This is a genomic window from Allolucifera butyrica, assembly GCF_900476375.1.
GTDB classification, from domain to species: domain Bacteria; phylum Bacillota; class Negativicutes; order Sporomusales; family UPPP01; genus Lucifera; species Lucifera butyrica.
In genome coordinates, this window is record NZ_UPPP01000053.1 from 59776 (window position 1) to 79018 (window position 19243).

Consider the following 19243-nt stretch of genomic DNA (forward strand, 5'->3'; position numbering starts at 1 on the left):
TTTTTACAAATAAAAATTGCTAGTCATCCCGTTTTCTTTTAGTTTGGTAAATCCAGGTTGACCTGTCCGGTAATAATGTCGGCCTCGCAGTTGGCTTCAATTTTGCTGCATACCGCTTTTACCGCCTTGCGTATTGCCGCTTGTTTGCTTTTGTCGGTTACTATGGTTATCGAGCCGCCATTGGGAAGCTCATTCTTTTGACAGCCAAATTCCCGGCAGTTTTTCATGACCGCGCTCTTGACTTTATCCAACTGATAACCCTCAACGTTATCGAAGGAAAGACAGTCCGTTAAAATGACGCTGCCCACACCGTTGTTCTGGTCAAACCCCTTGGTACCGCTGTACTCTGTGTCAAAAGCGATACAGCGGGTCATCGTCCGTTTACCGGTGCTGCCTTTGGAGCCCAGTTTAAAGCCGTTGCCGTTGCCGGCATAGCCCGTAATGCTCTTATCCCCGTTGTGCCAGGTAATGCAATCAATATATGTAACGTCATTATTCATGCCGTAACTGTCCCAGCCGTCGTCGGAATTTTGAAAAGCGCGGCAGCCAATAAATTGATTCCCTTTGCCGGCGCTCAATTTGCAGGCAAACCCGTCGGCATTTTCCCCTTTGGTCGCCGTATCGCAATTCCGGTAGGAGTCACAATACTTTATGGTGTTATTGGCAGCGGTAGACTTGGATATCTGCAATCCTGTATCGCCATTGTAACGCAAAATGCAATTTTCTATCGTATTGCCGGCTCCCTCAATTTTGATCCCATTATCGCCGGCCTTTTGAATAATCAGTCCCTGAATCGTATTGTTGCTGCCGGTTACATAAATGCCGATCCCGGCCGTGCCCGTATGTTTATCGCCAATCGCGGAAAAGTCAAGAACCGGCGTTACACCGCTTTTGGCTTGCAGCGTTACCCCGCTGGCGCTCAATACAATCTGGCCGGAACAGGCAATGGAAGAGCCAATGGTAATGACATCCCCCGCTTTTGCGGACGTGACGGCCGTTTTTAAGGCAGTGTAATCGCTCACAGTCGTCGCTTTGGCAAAACTCGCCGGCGAAGCGGCCAATAAGAGCACTGCCAGGATTACAACCACTCGCATAATATTTCGCATCGATCTCTCCGTTCTCATTCTGTTTCCTCCTCACAATAAAATTAAATTTCCCTTTTCCGGCAGCACCGGCCATCGTCAAATAAACCGCCCTCCTTTCCCCGCCGCCTATTGCTGCCCATACCCATTACCTCCTTCCTTTTTATCCCAGTATAGCTTAAATTTGTAATAAAAGTATTACAACGGATATTTCGCAAGTAAGATAGCTCCAGCAGGATACCAAAAACTGCCATTTACTTGCCGGGAAATAAAAAAAACCGGTATCAAGAGATACCGGTAATTAGTTTTTCCTAGAATGATTCTCATAATATTTAATTGTCAGGGTTATCTCACTCCTAATTTTCGGTTCCATTCCGTCCCAATCGTTGACATTATCGATATAAACTAAAACAGAATGACGTTTAACAATAAGCTTGTCAACCCCAATAAGGTTAAATAATTGCTTTTTAATCTTTGTACCGAGAATACCTATATCTATCGGGTGCTCAAAGTCTTGGTGCGGTATTTCTATTAGCGCAAAAGATTCGCTAACTATGCGGTTTATGTGGAATTCTCTAACTTTCAGATTTGGAAAGCTATCTACTATGATTTCAACTGGTAAGTTGTCGCCCATATGACCTCCAAATATTCGCCTACATAAAAATATATAATAGTTTTCTTTAAACAAGCCGTTTTTATAATTCTCTTTATAGATATTAATTCCTTGCAAAATATACCGTCCCGGCAGGATTTTTTCCTCACTGGTTGCATATTCTTATTCCAGTGGGTATAATATAAGAAAAGGACTGACGTGCTCGACACACGCCAGCCCCACAGGTTGCCTAACCGGGAAACGGTTAGCCCATATGTTACAAACTATTAAGAAATAGTCGCACACCTTGGGGAGGGGCGGCTATTTCTTTTTGGTTGTGACCAATACCATAAGCGTGGCGAATGCGACAGCAAATGTCAATGCTTCAAAGATTGTCATCATACCACCCCCTTCCGAGAAAGGAAGGGCCTTTTCATTTTCCCTGCCGCCCAGTTCACGACTCTCCTGCCTGGCTTACTCTTGGAATAAAAAAATGGGATCACTCGATACCAAACAGCGGTCAGTCAGCGCGTCCTGCCACTGTGCATATTACAGCCAAGTGACGTCTAATGGATTCCTATTTACAAGCCGTCTGTACGAGTATTTAGGATATCCAACCATAACGGCACCTGTTATCACCTTATCCTCCGAAACTTTAAATAATTCCAGTAATGGACTATATCCTGCAAATGCACACATCTCAAGTATAGTATCTAAATTATATAACAATCAATCTTTTAATTACCGCCGGTTATCATACTTCCATTGAACTCATCCGTTCAAATTCATCCATAACCGGCTTTAATTTAAGCATAAAAAACGTCCTGTAATTAGGACGTTTTTCCAGTCTGTTGCTATAATGTTAATGGGACGAGCGGTCCCTCGTCCCAAAACCGAATACAAGATGTGATACCGATGCGCTTTAAGACGAAATGGTTTACACTAACCGTCTCAAGCGACTTTCTCTGGATGATCTATCAAATCATCCCATTCGGGTTGTACCCCAAATTTTTTAATACCGGTCGCAAAAGACCAGCGCGTTGAAACAAAAAAAGAAGTGCGCAGCTTGCAATGCAGGCTGCACACTCAATATAAGGGGGGGAATTGCCCAAAAAGGGCTAGTTGTTTGTTAGTTTATTAAACACAATACCGTTTCTGAAACTCTTTGACATGATCCCAGGTCATCAACGCTGTTTCCTTGGTGTTGGCCAGCTTTACCAGATAGGTTTTGTTTCCCCAGGGAATAATCTCCACCACCATGTCCGGGTTAATAATAAAGCCCTTGTGGCAACGGAAGAAATTATGCTCCTTCAGCCGGTCCTCCAACTTTTGCAATGGTTCATAGGTTTGAACAAAGACGCAACGCGGTGACGGTAGACCGTATGAAGAATAGTTTTTCCGATTCCATCTGCCGATTCTCATGCCTTACGGAATGTATAATTATAAAGGCTTGCAAAAAAGAAACAAAGGAGTTTTAGTCCTCTGTTTTGTTAATCTTATGCGTAATTATATACTTCGGCTTTAAACTTGACATTGTTATTACTAAACTCTACTAAAACTTCATACCATTTATGAATTACAATATCAATTTGTTCTTCCGTTACGTCTAGTGCTGGTCGAAAACGAATGGATTTGAGACCACAGCCAACAAAAATTACTTTTCTTTTGAACAGCATCTTTAAAATAGTATCTCTAATTATTTGATTTGGCAAATCTAAAGCCACAAGTAGTCCCAGCCCGCGAACATTTGATATAATTAATGGAAATCTTTCCTGTAAATAGGTCAGTTTCTTTAGCAAGTATTTTCCTTGCACTTCAGCGTTCAGCAGCAAATTTTCTTCTTTAATTATTTTGATATATTGTTTTAGTCTTATAAAATCGACTATATTTCCACCCCAGGTTGAGCTAATACGACTCGATAATTTAAAAACGTGATTATCTACTTCATCCAGTCGTTTTCCCGCTAAAACACCACAAACTTGTGTCTTCTTACCAAAGCATACAATATCAGGGGTTAGATCAAAATGCTGATGCGCCCATATCTTTCCTGTCACACACATACCAGTCTGGACTTCATCAACTATAAATAATACATCATATTTAGCTGCAAATTTCTGCAATTTTTGTAAAAATTCTTTTCTAAAATGATTATCTCCCCCTTCACCTTGAATTGGTTCAATAATGATGCCAGCAACTTCTTGTGAGTTTGATTCTAAAATCATTCTAATTTCCTGTAACGCTTTGCTTTCTTCCATTTCCACAGAACGAATATTTTCTTCAAGAGGAAATTTTATTTTAGGATTACTCACTCTGGGCCAATTAAACTTTGGAAATCCATCGACTTTTATTGGATCGGTATTAGTCAATGACAAGGTATACCCAGAACGTCCATGAAATGCCTCTTTAAAATGAATAATCTTTAACTTATTAGCGGGTTTATTAATCCCCTTTCTGGCGTTTTTCCTTAATTTCCAGTCGAAGGCAATTTTTAATGCATTTTCGACTGCCAAAGCTCCTCCGTCAATAAAAAAATGTATTTTAGATATTCTGGTACGGCAAAGTCTTTGAACGCCAGAACAGCCACTATGAATTGCTTTGTATAAATATCAGAGTTAGTAATTTTGACTAGCGCATATTTCCCTATTTCTTGTATAAATTCTGGATTATTCATCTTAGGATGATTATACGCTATGGGAATAGAAGCAAAACCCGTAAAAAAATCAATATATTCCGTATTGGAAACAGTATCGTAAATATTGTTTCCGTTGCTCCTATCTAAGTCCATAATTAGCGGAAATCCATCAACTAGCATATTTTCCCTTAAATCTTTTAATAAAGTTGTAGTAGCCACAATAGTTCCACCTTTATAAAAAAATTAACTGCCTCTGTAAAGAGAGTTATTAGTTAATCTAATTTATAATCAAAAATAACTAAGGCTAGGATTTAGCTTACAATTTTCTCATGCCAGCAAAGAGGATCAGCTCCAACTAAATCTCCCGTCTGCGCATAAGTTACTCCTCTACAACCATAACATTTTTCGTGATAAGTACATGATTTACATTTTCCTTGGATATTTTTATCAATATTACGCATTAAATTTATAAGTGGTGATTCGTGAATTATATCCGATAGCCTTTTTTGACGTATATTTCCGCAGTGAATATTTACTCCTGAGCAAAGTTGTACATATCCTTGGGTATCAATATGACAACTGAAAAAATGTTTTACACAGCCTTCTTCACCCATTGACGGTAAACATATCGCTAAATCCTGATTTTTTAAACCTGATATTTTTTCTGCCAGTTTTTCAATTTCTTCTTTGGAAACATATAATTCATCATGTTCCCTGCTTCTTCCACTAGAAATTAATCTCAAAAAGAATGGATCAATATTTTTACTTTTGACATAATCCCATAATTCATGCAAATATGCATAGTTTTTACTAGTTATTACTGAATTAGTTGTAAGTGGAAGTTTATCCGTATATCCTACGTTAATCAAATTATTAATTCCTTCAAGTGTTCTTTGAAAAGCCCCTTTACAACCAACCATATCATCATGTATATCCGGATTAACAGATTCGAGACTAACGCAAGGATGTATACTTAGTTCCAACATCTTCTTTGCTATATCTGGAGTTATGCATGTTCCATTGGTAAAACATAGGGTTATCATGCCTAAACTATTAATGTATTTCGCTAACTCAAAAAAATGCGGATAAATAGTTGGTTCACCACCGGTTAAGGTAATTGTTTTTCCTCCGAGATTTGCAACTTCTTGAATAATTCCTTTTATTTCGTACAAATTCATTTCATCTTTTAATTGATTTCCTGACTCTGAATAACAAAATTGACATCGTAAGTTACATTTGCGAGATACCTCAATATCACAATTTAGCAATTTGCCATTATTTCTTGCCTCTTCTATTTCTTGCCTGGTATATACCCAAGCGGAGCCCGGAAAATGTTTATGTGCCATCTAAATATCCTCCTTTTAAAAATCTTTCTTTACATAAATGTAGCAAATTTTCACATAACCATTTTGTTTAAAAATAATATTTTTTTATCCGTTTTATCTCATCTCAACATATAGTAATGATTTACTAATTTTAGATATCGTCATTACGTTTAGTGAGTTCAATATAGTTTAAGTTATAATTTTTTCAGGCTTATTTTTACAGTAATTTTGAAAAAGCCTCATAGCAATAAGTAAAATGGCTTGTAGAATTAATATTTGTGAAGAGATATAAAATCCCGATAAATAATTATTATCTTGTATATAGCGGGTTAAAAGCATTGGCCCAAAGAACATGCCTACTCCCCAAAATAGGTAAAATGTGGCTGTCATTGTTCCTTTGTGATTTTCTGAAACTTTTTCATTTAGAAATGCCATAGATGCTAAGTAATAAGTTCCTAATCCAAAACTAGAGAAGCATAGAAGAAGGATAAGAATAAAATATTCATAATCTAAAAATATAGATAGGCCCAAAGCTGCTATCAACATACCGATGATCATAAATATTTGTCGTCCCAATCTATCAGATAGCCAACCAATAATGATTTGAGCTGTACTAATAGCAATATAAAACAGTGAAAAAAAAGTATTAATATAGGATTGATTATATCCTTTTTCAGTCAATAAAAATGCTGGAATTATCGTCATAAATATACCAAACCCCGCTCCATATAATGTAATACCGTAGAACACAACTAATATCTGTGGATTTTTTATTATAGTTAGGAAGCTCTTAATATGGATAGCTTTGTTAAGCATATCTTGATTTTTCAACTTAGGGCTATTTTCTATGAAGCAAGTAATCAGTATAACTCCAATAGCGCATAGAAAAGCATAAAGTAAAAATATTTGTTTATCTGACCAACTTTGAAATAATGTCATTCGTAAAAGAGGACCGACAGTCATGCCTAAATAAATTGAGGCATTATATATACCAATCGCTTTTCCTTTATTATCGGAATACCGAATAGATAATGCGGCAGGAGCCAATCCCAGAATAGGAGCCTCCCCTATCCCTTGTAGTATTCTTCCTAAAAATACCAAAATCATGTTATTCGTAAAAAAGAATAATAACCCAGCGATAACGCTAAATATATACCCCATAAATAGGAAAAGCTTAGCACCCTGCCGATCAGCAACTACCCCTATCGGAAGTTGTGAAATTACTTGAGCCAAAGCATATGTTGCTGCCAAATACCAAACTAAAGAGGCCGTATGAGATAAAGATATGACTGTTTTTGGTAGTAAAGCGAGAACCATTCCATCACCGAGCATAAGTAAAAAAGCAGAAAGACTTAAAATTATTAACTGACGATGTGTAGACATGTATACCCTCCTAAATTGCCCAAATAAAAAAGTAAGGCATTTACCTTACTTCATTATAACCACTGTTAGAGGGTTAATTTTTAACTGTATATATGATCTTTTTCTCTTATTTTTTGAAGTTATCACGATATACACGTGGCGTGGTTCCTTCGTACTGTTTAAATAATCTCGTCAATGATGCTTGGTATTCATAACCGACTTGTTGAGCAATATCTAAAATGGTAAAGTTTGTTTCTCTTAGTAGACGCTTAGCCTCTTCTAATCTTAATTTATGAATAAATGTTTGCACATTGGTCCCCACTTTTTTTTCGAACCACTGACTATAATAATTTACCTGATAATGTTCTAATTGGGCCAATGTTTTAAGTGATATATGAGAATGATAGTTTTCCCGTAAATAACGAAGTGACGGTGGTTCTTGAGATTGCTGTATTAAATGAAAAGAATAGTAAAGTAATTGTTTTATTGCTGTAGTATTCGTTTTTTTATTTTGACATTCACTAAGCATCAAAAAACGCAATGCGTACCATTGTGCATTAAAATCTAAAAATTTCACTTCGTTTGAACAACTATAAGAAATATAGCTTGGAATAAAAAATACTAAAAATTTATTTCGCTCCTTAGAAAAATAACTATGTTCAAGTACGGGAGGTAGAAATAGAATATGCTGAGAATCAACAATTATTAATTGGTTGTCCGTTTGCAAATTTAACGTACCTTGCAATGGTAAAATTAGATGCCCAGAATCATGCACATGCTTATGCAGAGTTTCTTCAAAGCAAATACTTTCTAAATAGGGCAAATTTATCTGTTCCATTTTTCCTCCTTTTAATAGTTTATTCTTCAAAAGGATTCCATGTCTTTCTTGTTTTGACACATGACAAAAAGCATTCCCATTGCGATTACAAATAAAATTGAAGAATAGAGAATAAATGCCAATTTGAATGAAGCACCTTGAGATACCATAGATAAGGCAGGCGGCCCAAAAAACATGCCAATACCCCAAAACAAGTAATACGCGCCTGAAATTGTACCTTTAAAAGGTTCATCAACCGTTTCATTTAGGAAGATCATTGAAGCAAGATAAAAAACACCTAATCCCAGGCTAGAAATAGTGAGCATAACTAATATCCCGAAAAGATCTAATATTGGAGTGATACATAGCCCCGACGATGCGATAAGTAATCCTAAGATCATAAATCTACTAGGTCCGAATTTATCGGATAATTGGCCTGTGATAATCTGAGAAATACTAGTCGCTACATAAAACAGTGAAAAAAATACTCCGATATAAATTGAACTAAACCCCTTCTCTTGTAATAAATACGCCGGAATAGTTGTAAGAAAAATACCATATCCTGTTCCATATAGCGTAATTCCCAATAGCGTAATGAATGCCTTACTATTTTTAGAAAGGCTTAAAATTCTCGAAAAAGTAAACGAACTAGTTAGTTTATCTTCATAGTTAACATTTTCAATAAACAAATAGATTAAAACCGCGCTTAACAAACAGGCAAAAGCATATAATAAAAAAATATCATTAGGTTGCCACACTTTTACCAAAAACACTGCCAATATCGGTCCCAAGGTAAGCCCAATATGAATGACCGCATTATAAGTTCCCATTACCTTACCTTTCATCAGTGGATACTTCACTGATAACAAAGCAGGAGCTAAAGCCCAAATGGGGGCTTCTCCCGCACCTTGAAAAAGGCGCGAAAAGAAAAGCATTGTAGAACTAGTTGAAAAGTAGAAACAAAGCCCGGTTAAAAAACATAATAAATAGCCTAATATGAGAAAAAATTTGAAGCCAAACCTGTCAGCCATTGTGCCTATAGGGACTTGCAGCACAATATAGGCGATAGCAAACATGGATGCGAGATAGCCTACATGTTTGCCATTTCCATCCAATTCAACTATTTTTTGTGGAAGTAATGTAACGATCATCCCGACGCCGATCATCATTAAAAATACTGATAAATTTAACCCTAAAAGAGTTTTATCTTTCATCACCCATACTACTCCTCCATCAACAAAAAATCGTCCAAATCTTGTACGGGTTTAGATTAACATCAAAATATTTTGTCGTTCAAGGTTTGTATAATGTAGAACCTCTTTATTCTTCATGACATGGACATTCTTTTCATTTTTCCACCTTTCTTCATTCCTAATTCCAAATAATTGTTCTAATTATATATTGGACACAATCACTTGTCAATTATTCCCACATCTTTAATTATTTTAGCAGACTGTATGATAAATCATTCTAAAAGTCCGTCCATAATTTGTTGAAACAAAAAAGAAGCGCGCAGCTTGCAATGCAGGCTGCACACTCAATATAAGGGGGGGAATTGCCCAAAAAGGGCTAGTTGTTTGTTAGTTTATTAAACACAATACCGTTTCTGAAACTCTTTGACATGATCCCAGGTCATCAACGCTGTTTCCTTGGTGTTGGCCAGCTTTACCAGATAGGTTTTGTTTCCCCAGGGAATAATCTCCACCACCATGTCCGGGTTAATAATAAATCCCTTATGGCAACGGAAGAAATTATGCTCCTTCAGCCGGTCTTCCAACTTTTGCAATGGTTCATAGGTTTGAACAACGCTTTCTCCCGTAACATGGATCATTGTTTTGCGCTCAGTGCGCGTAATCAGAACGATATCGGGAATGTTGATGAAAATACTTTTCTCATTCGACAAAACGCGTAGTTTAAGGTTCTCGCCGCGAAACGCCGGTTTTTCCGGTTTTATCACACTGACTTGGTCTCTTGCCGCCTTCATCTCGATAATGCGCCGTACTGTCCGCTGAACCCGCTCCAAATCAAACGGCTTGACCAGATAATCAAACGCATAGACTTCAAACGCTTCATGCGTGTAGCAATTATAGCCGGTAGCAAAGATGAGAAAAACTTTGGAATTAATATCGAAAATTTCCCGTGACGCTTCGATACCGTTCATTTCCGGCATGTCCACATCCAGAAAAACAACATCCGGTTCCCGCTCTTCCACCATCTGTACAAGCTGCCGTCCATTTTCCGCCTCACCGACAATGCTGACTCCGGCCATCTCGGCCAGAGTGCGCCGCAAAATCAACCGCATCATCGAATCGTCTTCGGCGATAATAACCTTTAGCATAGTAATATACCTTTCACACCTTTAAACTGGAGATTTACCGGTCTTGCAGATGCTCCGGTACCTGAGGTTGATATAACCCAGTATAACAAGCTGGTATAAGGAACATGAGCGCCATAGAAAGCATACATTTCATTAAGCTATATAAAAAGCTTCGTTTAAGATTTTTCAACCTACGTCTTCTCCCTTCTTGCAAGTTCCAGTGCCTTAGCATCACTATGTAATTAAATCATAACCGCAATAGTTAACAACTACAAGTAACCTTGTCCAAAAAGTCGGTACGCTTGTCCCAAAAGACTGTTTGTCTGTCCAAAAGTTATAGGCAGCACTTCGCAAACAATCTATCCATAGCGGCAACAAACTGGTATCCGGCGGGCGTAATGCTGAAAATTTGCCACCACATCCCACCGATACTTGCTAAAACCAGCCCGGAAATTAACGGCTCTTCCCCCCCGAAAAACACCCACGTGCTCACTGCGATAGTCCAACCTGTAATAAATTGATAAGAAAGACGCCGGTACCGAGTCCGTTTCAGCGGCGAAACAATCGACTTAGCCGGCGTATCGGCGGGCGCCCATCTATACACGGCATACAAGCCCCCTATGACAGAAAAACCAGCGAGAGCGAATAAGGAAGCTGGTGGTACCTTCCCGGCCATAGCCGACAATTGACCGATTCCCGTTAAAATAGCCGTACCGAGAACAATACAACGAAATAGCGTAGAACTGTGGGCGCCGCCGGAAACAAGCCGCAGACCGCTGGTAGTAAGCCACGCAGCCAGTACATACGGTACGAGTCCCAGCCCCCAGGCAACGCCAAACAAAAAGCCGAGACTAATTAAAATATCAAAAAAACTTTCCAGTCCGAACCGAACCGCATCGGCATCCTTGTCATCAAGCTGCAATTCTTTTTGTAAATAGCGTGATATGCCTATGGCAATTTCTTTTACCCCAGTTATTATTCTCATTACATCTCCTCTACGCTAGTCTCATAAATTTGTCTGGTTATTACTCTATCGGTATTACAACTTTAAAGCATGTACCGTTATTTTCGCTTATTACCCGGACATCACCATGGTATTTCTGTACTAGTTTTTTGATACTATAAAGTCCCATGCCCCGTCCCTCGCCTTTGGTCGAAAAGCCGGGTGTAAATATTTTAGCAACGGTCGCCGCCGGAATGGGAGGTCCGGTATTTTTCACTTCCAAAACATAGCCGGCTAAATCTTGCCCGATAAAGACATCTACCTTTCTGTCCAGTATTGGTAATAGTTCCACCGCATCCAGCGCATTGTCGATCAGATTGCCCAGAATCAGATTGATATCTCTTGCTTCCAGTGGCAATTGCCGCAGACTGGCTGCCACCGTAATTCGCAAATCAACTTTGCGTGCTTCCGCCATACCAGTCTTGGTATACAATAAAGCCGTAACGCCCACATTATCGGTCTTTACCAGTTCAGAGGTAGCGGCGACCTCACTTACACTCTTTTTTAAATAGTCCCGGGCTTCGGGAAAAGCCTGAACTCTCAACAATCCATAAACCACCTGCAGTTCATGATTAAAATCATGGCGCTGTATACGTACCGTATGTAATAATTCTTCCACGTGACGCAAAGTATCCAACTGCGCCTTGGACCCAATGTCCTTTTTAAAAAGAATAGCAAATTGTCGGATAACAATCACACTAATAATTGGTAATATGACATTTACTATAAGAAAATAAAAATAGAAATAAATTGGCAAAAAAAATTCTTTATATTGTAGAAAATAGCGCCAGCAAAAAATAGCCAGTAACAAACTCTGTATGAATAACAGGCCCGCAACTAAAAGAAATCGATTACTACCTAGGCTCTCCCATTCGTCAGCCACTTGAATATTAAAACGACGAAGTAAGAATGTAACTAGTACGGTAAACGTGAATTTTATATAAAGATAAGGTATCTCCATTAACCAGTTATTAGGGCTTATAACAGAGATAGGCGATACAGCAGCAAATAAAGCTGTAGATAATGTTTCAATACTAGTATAAATACTAAATCCTAGTAAAATAGCTAAAAAACTGCTTTTATATGAAATTTGCATAGTCCACTTTAAAATTGCAGCGAAAACCATTAATTCTAGTATAGTATGTACACCAAAAGGGATAGCAATCAGCTTACCAACAACTAGAAATAAAAAGACATCAAAAATACTTTGTAAATATCCAATCCGTAGAATTTGTCTAAAATTCGGATTAAGGCCTAGCAGTGATAAACTCAACCATGCAAGTACCATAACCTCCGGAAAGGAAACAAAAAGAATCATTGCCAAATTAAGTTCAGGCACTGTTCCTCCCTCCTAAATCGCTTATTACCCTATATTGATCGTTGTCAAATAAATCATCGTAGGCAAATATCCATCATTATTTAACACAGCCACTTTTTTCGCCATTCTTCCAATTTATTAGTTGTTTTAACTTTTTGTAACTCAGTTTTTTCATCTGGAATAAGAACACGGAAGGAAGTACCGTGGCAATCACTCATCACTTTAATATCACCGCAATATTTTTGTACTAGCTTTTGAATACTATAAAGCCCCATACCACGGTCTTGCCCTTTGGTTGAAAATCCTGGCGTAAAGATTTGATTGATTAAATCCGGCGAGATGGGCGGGCCGTCATTTTTCACCTCTAGCACATAACCGTCTAACTCTTGCCCAATAAAAACTTCTACCTTTCTGTCTGGTACCGGTAGTAGTTCTACTGCGTCCAGGGCATTGTCGATCAAGTTGCCCAGGACCAGATTAACATCCCTTATTTCCATGGAAAACTTTTGCAGGCTTATTTCCACCGTTATATGCAAAGAAATCTTGCGGGCTTCCGCCAAACCGGTTTTAGTGTATAGCAGAGCCGTAACGCCCATATTATCAGTTTTCGCTAATTCCGAAGTAGCCGCCACTTCGGTTACACTTTTTTCCAAATAATCCTGTGCCTCTTGAAACGCCTCCACTTCCAGTAAACCGTAGACTACCTGCAGTTCATGGCTGAAATTGTGGCGCTGTGCCCGCATGGTAAACAATAATTCTTCTACATGACGGAGAGTCTCTAACTGCTCTTTGGCCTCTATTTCACTTCTCACAAGTATAACAAATTGACGGATAACAATGATAGTAATAATGGGCAAAATAATATTGACTATAGCAAAATAAAACTGAAAATAGCCAGGCGAGAAAAACTCCGTATGGTAAAGAAAATAACGCCAACAAAAAAGAGCAATTACTAAACTTTGAGTAAACAACAATCCTGCCAACCAAAGAAAGCGATTACTCCCAATTACGTCCCATCCATCCATTATTCGAATATTAAAACGACGGACCAAATAGATAATCGATACGATAACCATAACAGTAGAGATAAAATATGTCATACGTACCCACCAATTACCTAAATCGACCGTAATAGAATATCCTGTAACCAATGTAAATAAAGGTGATACTAAAGCTTGGATACAGATATAGCTGCTAATTCCCAATAAAACAGCCAAACAACTGCTTTTATACGAGATTCGCGCGAAGCGGTATATTATTGTAGAAAAGGCAACTTGTATTACAGTATGTACGCCGAAAGGAATAGAAATCACCCGGCCGACTCCCAGAAAAAGAAATACATCAAAAACAGTCTGTAAGCATCCGATCAGCAAAATCTGGCGAAAACTCGGTTTAAGACCCAGCAGGGATAACCCCAGCCAGGCGACAACCATCGCTTCGGGAAAAGAATTGAAGAGGATGATCGGAAATGTAATTTCTGGCACTTTGCTATCCCTTCCTTAAGCATAACAAAAATTTTTATGCGCAAAATAAAAGACCGAAGATATTGATAATTCATTTAACTACAATAAATCCCCACAAGAAATCAGCCGAGGTATAAAAAAATTTCCTTATTTTTGTTTTTCTTTTTCGTTTTAGTTCTCGAAAACCTTTAAAATCAATAAAAAATTAATTAAACGTTTACAGAAAATCATATCCCTGTCAACGAAAACTATCAAAAAATAAAAAAGCAAGATACATAATCTCACTTTTTTAATTTGCAACCTGGCAATCTTAGGTTTAAAAACCCTTTAGACCCACGGCTTTGCGTCCCCACCTTTCGATGGGTTTGCCTCCCTATTTGACTAAATTGTACATCTTTTGTCAAATCATGTCAATGAAGAATTCAATTTTATGTATCTTAATTATATACTAGAAATACTAGTATGTGTTAGAATTTTTTCGTTATACTGAGACTGATTGACCGGGAATTCCAATCCGCTTCATTTAGCTGGGTCTCAGCGGATGTTCCGTCAGCCAGATATGCCCTAAAGATTCCCGTGTCCGTATTAAAGCGGGAAAAACTAACCTTCGTTTGCAGCGTCCAATCCCGGTCCATCTTATACTTTACTCCCATCGTCAACACGGTACCGGAACCGTCGGCAATTTGTTCAAAACTCTTGGGGTGCGCCAAAGCAGGTTGCAAATTCCAGTTGCATTCACCATGATATTCAGCAAAGTGATATTCTAACCGGGTAAACCAATTCAGCTTCTTGTTGGCTTGATGCTCAATATCAATTCCAAAATAGGGTCCGTTCCAACGGGCATTATAGGTACTGTTTAGACCGTCGAAGGGTCCCAGAGGCTGGGTCTGATAAACACCGTCCGAATAGATTTGATTGCCGTCTGTCATTACCATATATTGTTTATTGACGGCATACCCGGCAATAAGAGCGATTTTACTTTTTTCTTGTTTATCGATATAGTAGCCATAGCCAAGGGTGACGTCAACTACATGTCCGTTACCACTGTTGCTAATAGATCGCGAGTACATTCCCGTCCGGTTATCACCCGCATAATCGGAATCCTCACTCTGCCCGCTGTAGATCCAGCCATAACCGGCGCTTCCCTCCCAAAAGCTGTTATTATCAATATCATTCCGCCACTTCAATTTCGCTTCTTTAATTCTCAGATTGGTCCATTTTAATTCGGACTGTATATTGGGATTTTCGCCGTTCGTATCGCCGGCAAAGTTCCAGCTTGCGTCATCCTTGCGAGTCCCAATCGAAAAATCGTAGGTCGCCGCCGCGAGGACGATGGGAATGCTTCCTGTGAACAATAATAAAAACAATAATAAACAAAAGATCTTCTTACTCAAACGACTCACCTCATTAAATGTAAATATTTGTAAATTAATTAAATACTTCTAGCCAGCTCGCTAATCACCTCCCATATTTTTCCAATGACCATCATTTACCAGAAATATGTCACTTTAAATTTATAACAATATTATATTTTATAATAATTTGATGATCATTTTTTGTAAAAATTCAGTTTCTTTTTATCACAAATTTTCCGGTATTGCCATAGTTATTGTCTCAAAAGGTATTTTTCCGGCATAAAAAGGGTCCTGAACCATATCCGGCATGGTTCAGGACCCTTTTTCGTCATCTTTATTAAATTATGCTTATACCGTTTCCCAGCCGCGCCAGAGTCAGTTCAATGAAGGTCCGCAATGCCGGGGAAAGCCATTTTTCCTTGTGATAAATAAGCTGCGCTTTAATGGCGAACGGCGGACCGGCCCAGACCAAGGCGGCCAGTTGCCCGTTTTTTAACTCTTGCTCCACCGTTACTCGCGGCAAGAAACCGATCCCCCAACCGTCACCGACAAAGCGTTTAATTACTTCGTTGCTGCTTACTCCCAGAACGGAAGACGGCTTAGCGCCGGCCTGCGCCAAAATACTTTCAAATACCCGGCGGTAACTGCACCCTAAATCCGTCAGGATGAGGGCCTGGCCATGGATATCCTGAGGCCCTACCCGTTTCTGCCGGGTCAGGGGATGGTCCGGCGAAGCAATCACCGCCATCGGCTCTTCAAACAGCACATGGGTAACCAAATCCGCTTCTTCGCAGGGAACATCCAGGAAGAAAACAATATCGACCGTATTTTTCCGCAAATGGGTGCGATAATCACTGCAGATATCGAAGCGGAGGCTGATTTCCACCTTGGGGCAGCGGGCCCGGAAAGCCTGAAAGAGCTCCGGCAGCCGGTAGGTGCAGAGTGATTCCGCCGTACCGATTGTCAGTGTTCCTTTCGGGACCGTCGAATTAGCGACCAAATCCTTGGCCTCATTGGCTAACGCCAAAATTTGAGCGGCATAGGCACATAGATTTTCTCCGTCTTTCGTTAATTTGATCTGCCTGCCCAAGCGTTCAAACAGCATGGTGCCCAATTCTTCTTCCAGCGTTTGAATCTGACTGGTAACGGTGGACTGGGCATAGCCGAGGTCTTGCGCGGCTTTTGTAAAGCTGGCCTGCTTGGCAATGGTAAGAAACGTTTGCAGTTGCCGGAGTTCCATTTCCCTCTCCCCATTCATCGGTTTGGCCGAATCATTGAATCGTTATTATCAATTTTACCTATTAATAAGTCTATGATAGTATAACTTTTAACAGAGGTCCAGCAGAAAGTGAACCGGCCTCAATAAGGAGGGATTGTCAGTGAAACAAGTTAATGCCGCTGAAATAAAGCGGCGTATCCGGGAACTGGGTGCGGATTTATGCGGCATCGCGCCGGTAGAACGCTTCGCCGATGCGCCGGCGGGCTTTCATCCCAACGAGGTGCTCATAGGCTGTCAAAGTGTAATTGTCTTCGCGGCGCGGTTTCCCGCCACGACTTTGTCGGCTTCCTCGCCGGCCGCCTATACCTTTGTCCGGAACCGGCTGGTTGACAAAGTCGACGCCATTTCCTTTCAAATCGCCGTGGAGTTGGAAGACCTGTCCGGGAAGGCAATCCCTGTTCCGTCTTCCGGCCCCTATGATTACTGGGACAGCGACAGACGGCACGGACAGGGCATTCTTTCCTTAAAACACGCCGCCGTCCGGGCGGGCCTGGGGCAAATGGGAAAAAACACCCTGCTCATCAATGACCGCTGGGGCAATTTAATCTGGTTGAGTGCCGTCCTAACCAATGCCGGACTGGAACCCGACCCGGTTGCCTCCTATCAGGCTTGCGCCCCGGACTGCCGGCTTTGTTTAGATGCCTGCCCGGCCGGCGCTTTGGACGGAAAGACCATCGAACAGCGCAAGTGCCGCAGCATTTGCGGTAAATCTACTGAGGGCGGCGGCTTCGTTTATGCCTGCAATGTATGCCGAAAAGTCTGTCCTCAGTACCGGGGATTTTCTCAGCCCCAACTGAATAGAATTTAGTTGAACATAAACCGCCTCTTAAAACTATAAATTGTAATAACAGGACGCTGGATACGGCAGCGTCCTGTTTTGTTTTATAAATTCTCCCTAACCATACATAAAAAATCCCTAATTTCGAATGCTAAATAATGGAATTCGCAAAGACAGGGGAAAGTACCGTGAAAAAATTATGGACCCCATGCTTGAAAAAATTATCGGCCCGGCTGCCAGGGGCCTCGCTTACGCTTACCAAAAAGAAGCTGGATGACCTTACGAATTTAATCGGCCATAGTGATTCAGTCGCCGCCGAAATTAACCAGATCACCAAAAAACTCATCACGCCGGATTCTTTTGAAAAGCAGGAAAAGCTGCCTATAAGCCCTATACTTGCCGATAATTTGCAAATACTGCAGCAATTGTTTTTCCATTGTATTGATGTACAGTTCCGTGATCTGGCTATCGGCAGGGAACAAGTAACGGCCATGCTCATTTTTATTGACGGACTTGCCGATAAAAATAGAATTGACGGTCACATCGTGAAGTCGTTAATGGCCGTTCAATGCTCACCCCTGGCACCGACCCAGGGCATTGCAATCCAATCTATTAAGAAACTTTTTTTGGCGGCCGCTGAAGTTAGGGAAATCGCAACCATCGGCGAAATCACCGAAACCATACTGACTGGAGACAGCGTTTTGCTGCTGGATGGAGCGGTTACCGCTTTACACATCGATACACGGGGTTGGGAGTCCCGCGATGTTTCGGAACCGATTACGGAAAGCGTGGTCAGAGGTCCCCGTGAGGGATTCACCGAAAACATCCGGACCAATACCGCTTTGTTGCGGCGAAGAATTAAAACCCCCCGCCTCCGGTTGGAAAAATACATTGTCGGCAGGATGACCAAAACGGAGGTCAATCTCGCCTATCTAACAGGCACAGCCGACGACAGCGTCTTGGAAGAAGTACGCCGCAGAATCGAGCGAATTGATGTCGACTCCATTCTGGAAAGCGCCTATATCGAAGAATTAATCGAGGATGCTCCCTATTCGATGTTCCCTCAAATCGAACACAGCGAACGGCCGGACAAAGTTGCCGCTGCGATCCTGGAAGGCCGGGTCGCGATTGTGATTGACGGCACCCCGTTTGTCTTAATTGTGCCGACAGTGATGATCCAGTTTTGGCAATCCAGTGAAGATTACTACGAACGTTATCCTACGGCCTGGCTGGTTCGTACGGTCCGGTTCGTTTACAGCACTCTCGCGTTGCTGCTTCCCGGCATTTACGTGGCAATCACCAACTTTCATCAGGAAATGTTGCCTACGGCCCTGCTGATTAACATCGCAGCCTCCCATGCGGGCGTTCCCTTCCCGATTTACGTCGAAGCCTTACTGATGGAAATCACCTTTGAGACCTTGCGGGAAGCCGGTGTGCGGCTGCCTCAGCCTGTAGGCCAGGCAGTCAGTATCGTCGGCGGTCTGGTAATCGGAGAAGCCGCTGTACGGGCTGGAATCGTCTCGCCCTCAACGATCATTGTTGTTGCCATTACCGGCATCTCCTCGTTCGCCCTTCCTGCTTACAATTTGGGCTGGAGCCTGCGTCTCCTGCGTTTTGTATTCGGCTTTCTGGGATTCATCTCCGGCTTATATGGAATTCTGCTGGGCTTGCTTATCCTGCTGATTCATATTACTTCCCTGCGTTCTTTTGGCGTACCTTACTTTACCCCCCTGGCACCCTTTAAACGCCAGGATATTAAGGATGTCTTCACCAGGGCACCCTGGTGGTCAATGGACGAGCGGCCTGTTTCCATCTCCGGTTCTGACGCCAACCGGCGCAGACAAAAGTATTTTCTCAAACCCCGTCCTCCCGGCAATAGCGGTTGGTAGTTAAAATGATACATAAATCTTTATTTTTACT

Annotated in this window: 18 protein-coding genes and 1 riboswitch; of the genes, 2 read left to right on the plus strand and 16 right to left on the minus strand. The window is 40.8% G+C overall.

What is annotated here, in order from left to right; genetic code table 11:
* Positions 1 to 38: 38 nt before the first annotated feature.
* The 16 genes from LUCIF_RS01645 to LUCIF_RS01720 all read right to left on the minus strand — a co-directional run bounded on the left by LUCIF_RS01645 (position 39) and on the right by LUCIF_RS01720 (position 16506).
* Positions 39 to 1124 carry a right-handed parallel beta-helix repeat-containing protein gene (locus tag LUCIF_RS01645; protein ID WP_122626136.1) on the minus strand — a complete coding sequence of 362 codons (1086 nt, stop codon included), beginning with the start codon at positions 1122 to 1124 and terminating at the stop codon, positions 39 to 41.
* A gap of 259 nt (positions 1125 to 1383) precedes the next feature.
* Positions 1384 to 1812: a hypothetical protein gene (locus LUCIF_RS01650; RefSeq protein WP_126720562.1), complete on the minus strand. Its 429-nt coding sequence runs from the start codon at positions 1810 to 1812 to the stop codon at positions 1384 to 1386.
* 999 nt (positions 1813 to 2811) lie between these two features.
* Positions 2812 to 3096: a LytTR family DNA-binding domain-containing protein gene (locus tag LUCIF_RS01660; RefSeq protein WP_207856827.1), complete on the minus strand. Its 285-nt coding sequence runs from the start codon at positions 3094 to 3096 to the stop codon at positions 2812 to 2814.
* Positions 3097 to 3170: 74 nt separating this feature from the next.
* On the minus strand, positions 3171 to 4184 hold the full coding sequence (locus LUCIF_RS01665; protein ID WP_207856829.1) for an aminotransferase class III-fold pyridoxal phosphate-dependent enzyme: 1014 nt from the start codon (positions 4182 to 4184) through the stop codon (positions 3171 to 3173).
* On the minus strand, positions 4163 to 4525 hold the full coding sequence (locus tag LUCIF_RS26420; protein WP_207856831.1) for a hypothetical protein: 363 nt from the start codon (positions 4523 to 4525) through the stop codon (positions 4163 to 4165). Before LUCIF_RS26420 ends, LUCIF_RS01665 begins: the two co-directional genes overlap by 22 nt.
* A 92-nt stretch (positions 4526 to 4617) precedes the next feature.
* Entirely contained in the window at positions 4618 to 5652 is a 1035-nt protein-coding gene (locus LUCIF_RS01670) for a radical SAM protein (protein WP_122626138.1), read from the minus strand.
* Between the two features lie 168 nt (positions 5653 to 5820).
* Positions 5821 to 7014 (minus strand): MFS transporter, encoded by a 1194-nt coding sequence (locus tag LUCIF_RS01675; protein ID WP_122626139.1) that lies wholly within the window; start codon positions 7012 to 7014, stop codon positions 5821 to 5823.
* Between the two features lie 106 nt (positions 7015 to 7120).
* Positions 7121 to 7831, minus strand: a complete 711-nt coding sequence (locus LUCIF_RS01680) for a helix-turn-helix transcriptional regulator (protein WP_122626140.1) — start codon at positions 7829 to 7831, stop codon at positions 7121 to 7123.
* A 26-nt stretch (positions 7832 to 7857) separates the two neighbouring features.
* Complete coding sequence (locus tag LUCIF_RS01685) at positions 7858 to 9024, minus strand: MFS transporter (RefSeq protein WP_243638648.1); 1167 nt, start codon at positions 9022 to 9024, stop codon at positions 7858 to 7860.
* A gap of 374 nt (positions 9025 to 9398) precedes the next feature.
* Positions 9399 to 10148, minus strand: coding sequence for a LytR/AlgR family response regulator transcription factor (locus LUCIF_RS01690; protein ID WP_122626142.1), 750 nt, complete (start codon positions 10146 to 10148; stop codon positions 9399 to 9401).
* 34 nt (positions 10149 to 10182) lie between these two features.
* The gene (locus LUCIF_RS27260; protein WP_370744506.1) at positions 10183 to 10359 is read right to left on the minus strand and encodes a cyclic lactone autoinducer peptide; all 177 of its coding nucleotides are present in this window, start codon (positions 10357 to 10359) and stop codon (positions 10183 to 10185) included.
* Positions 10360 to 10461: 102 nt separating this feature from the next.
* The gene (locus LUCIF_RS01700) at positions 10462 to 11112 is read right to left on the minus strand and encodes an accessory gene regulator ArgB-like protein (protein WP_122626144.1); all 651 of its coding nucleotides are present in this window, start codon (positions 11110 to 11112) and stop codon (positions 10462 to 10464) included.
* A gap of 40 nt (positions 11113 to 11152) precedes the next feature.
* A complete protein-coding gene (locus LUCIF_RS01705) occupies positions 11153 to 12469 on the minus strand; it encodes a sensor histidine kinase (protein ID WP_122626145.1) in 1317 nt (438 codons plus the stop codon).
* Positions 12470 to 12549: 80 nt separating this feature from the next.
* Positions 12550 to 13932, minus strand: coding sequence for a sensor histidine kinase (locus LUCIF_RS01710; RefSeq protein ID WP_122626146.1), 1383 nt, complete (start codon positions 13930 to 13932; stop codon positions 12550 to 12552).
* Between the two features lie 271 nt (positions 13933 to 14203).
* A riboswitch (cyclic di-GMP riboswitch) is annotated at positions 14204 to 14291 on the minus strand.
* A gap of 87 nt (positions 14292 to 14378) precedes the next feature.
* Positions 14379 to 15305: a hypothetical protein gene (locus LUCIF_RS01715; RefSeq protein WP_122626147.1), complete on the minus strand. Its 927-nt coding sequence runs from the start codon at positions 15303 to 15305 to the stop codon at positions 14379 to 14381.
* Positions 15306 to 15603: 298 nt separating this feature from the next.
* Positions 15604 to 16506, minus strand: a complete 903-nt coding sequence (locus LUCIF_RS01720; protein ID WP_122626148.1) for a LysR family transcriptional regulator — start codon at positions 16504 to 16506, stop codon at positions 15604 to 15606.
* 139 nt (positions 16507 to 16645) lie between these two features.
* Between LUCIF_RS01720 and LUCIF_RS01725 the strand changes: the two genes are divergently transcribed.
* Both LUCIF_RS01725 and LUCIF_RS01730 read left to right on the plus strand, forming a co-directional pair.
* The gene (locus LUCIF_RS01725; RefSeq protein ID WP_207856833.1) at positions 16646 to 17353 is read left to right on the plus strand and encodes an epoxyqueuosine reductase; all 708 of its coding nucleotides are present in this window, start codon (positions 16646 to 16648) and stop codon (positions 17351 to 17353) included.
* 158 nt (positions 17354 to 17511) lie between these two features.
* Positions 17512 to 19212, plus strand: a complete 1701-nt coding sequence (locus LUCIF_RS01730; protein ID WP_207856835.1) for a spore germination protein — start codon at positions 17512 to 17514, stop codon at positions 19210 to 19212.
* Positions 19213 to 19243: the final 31 nt, after the last annotated feature.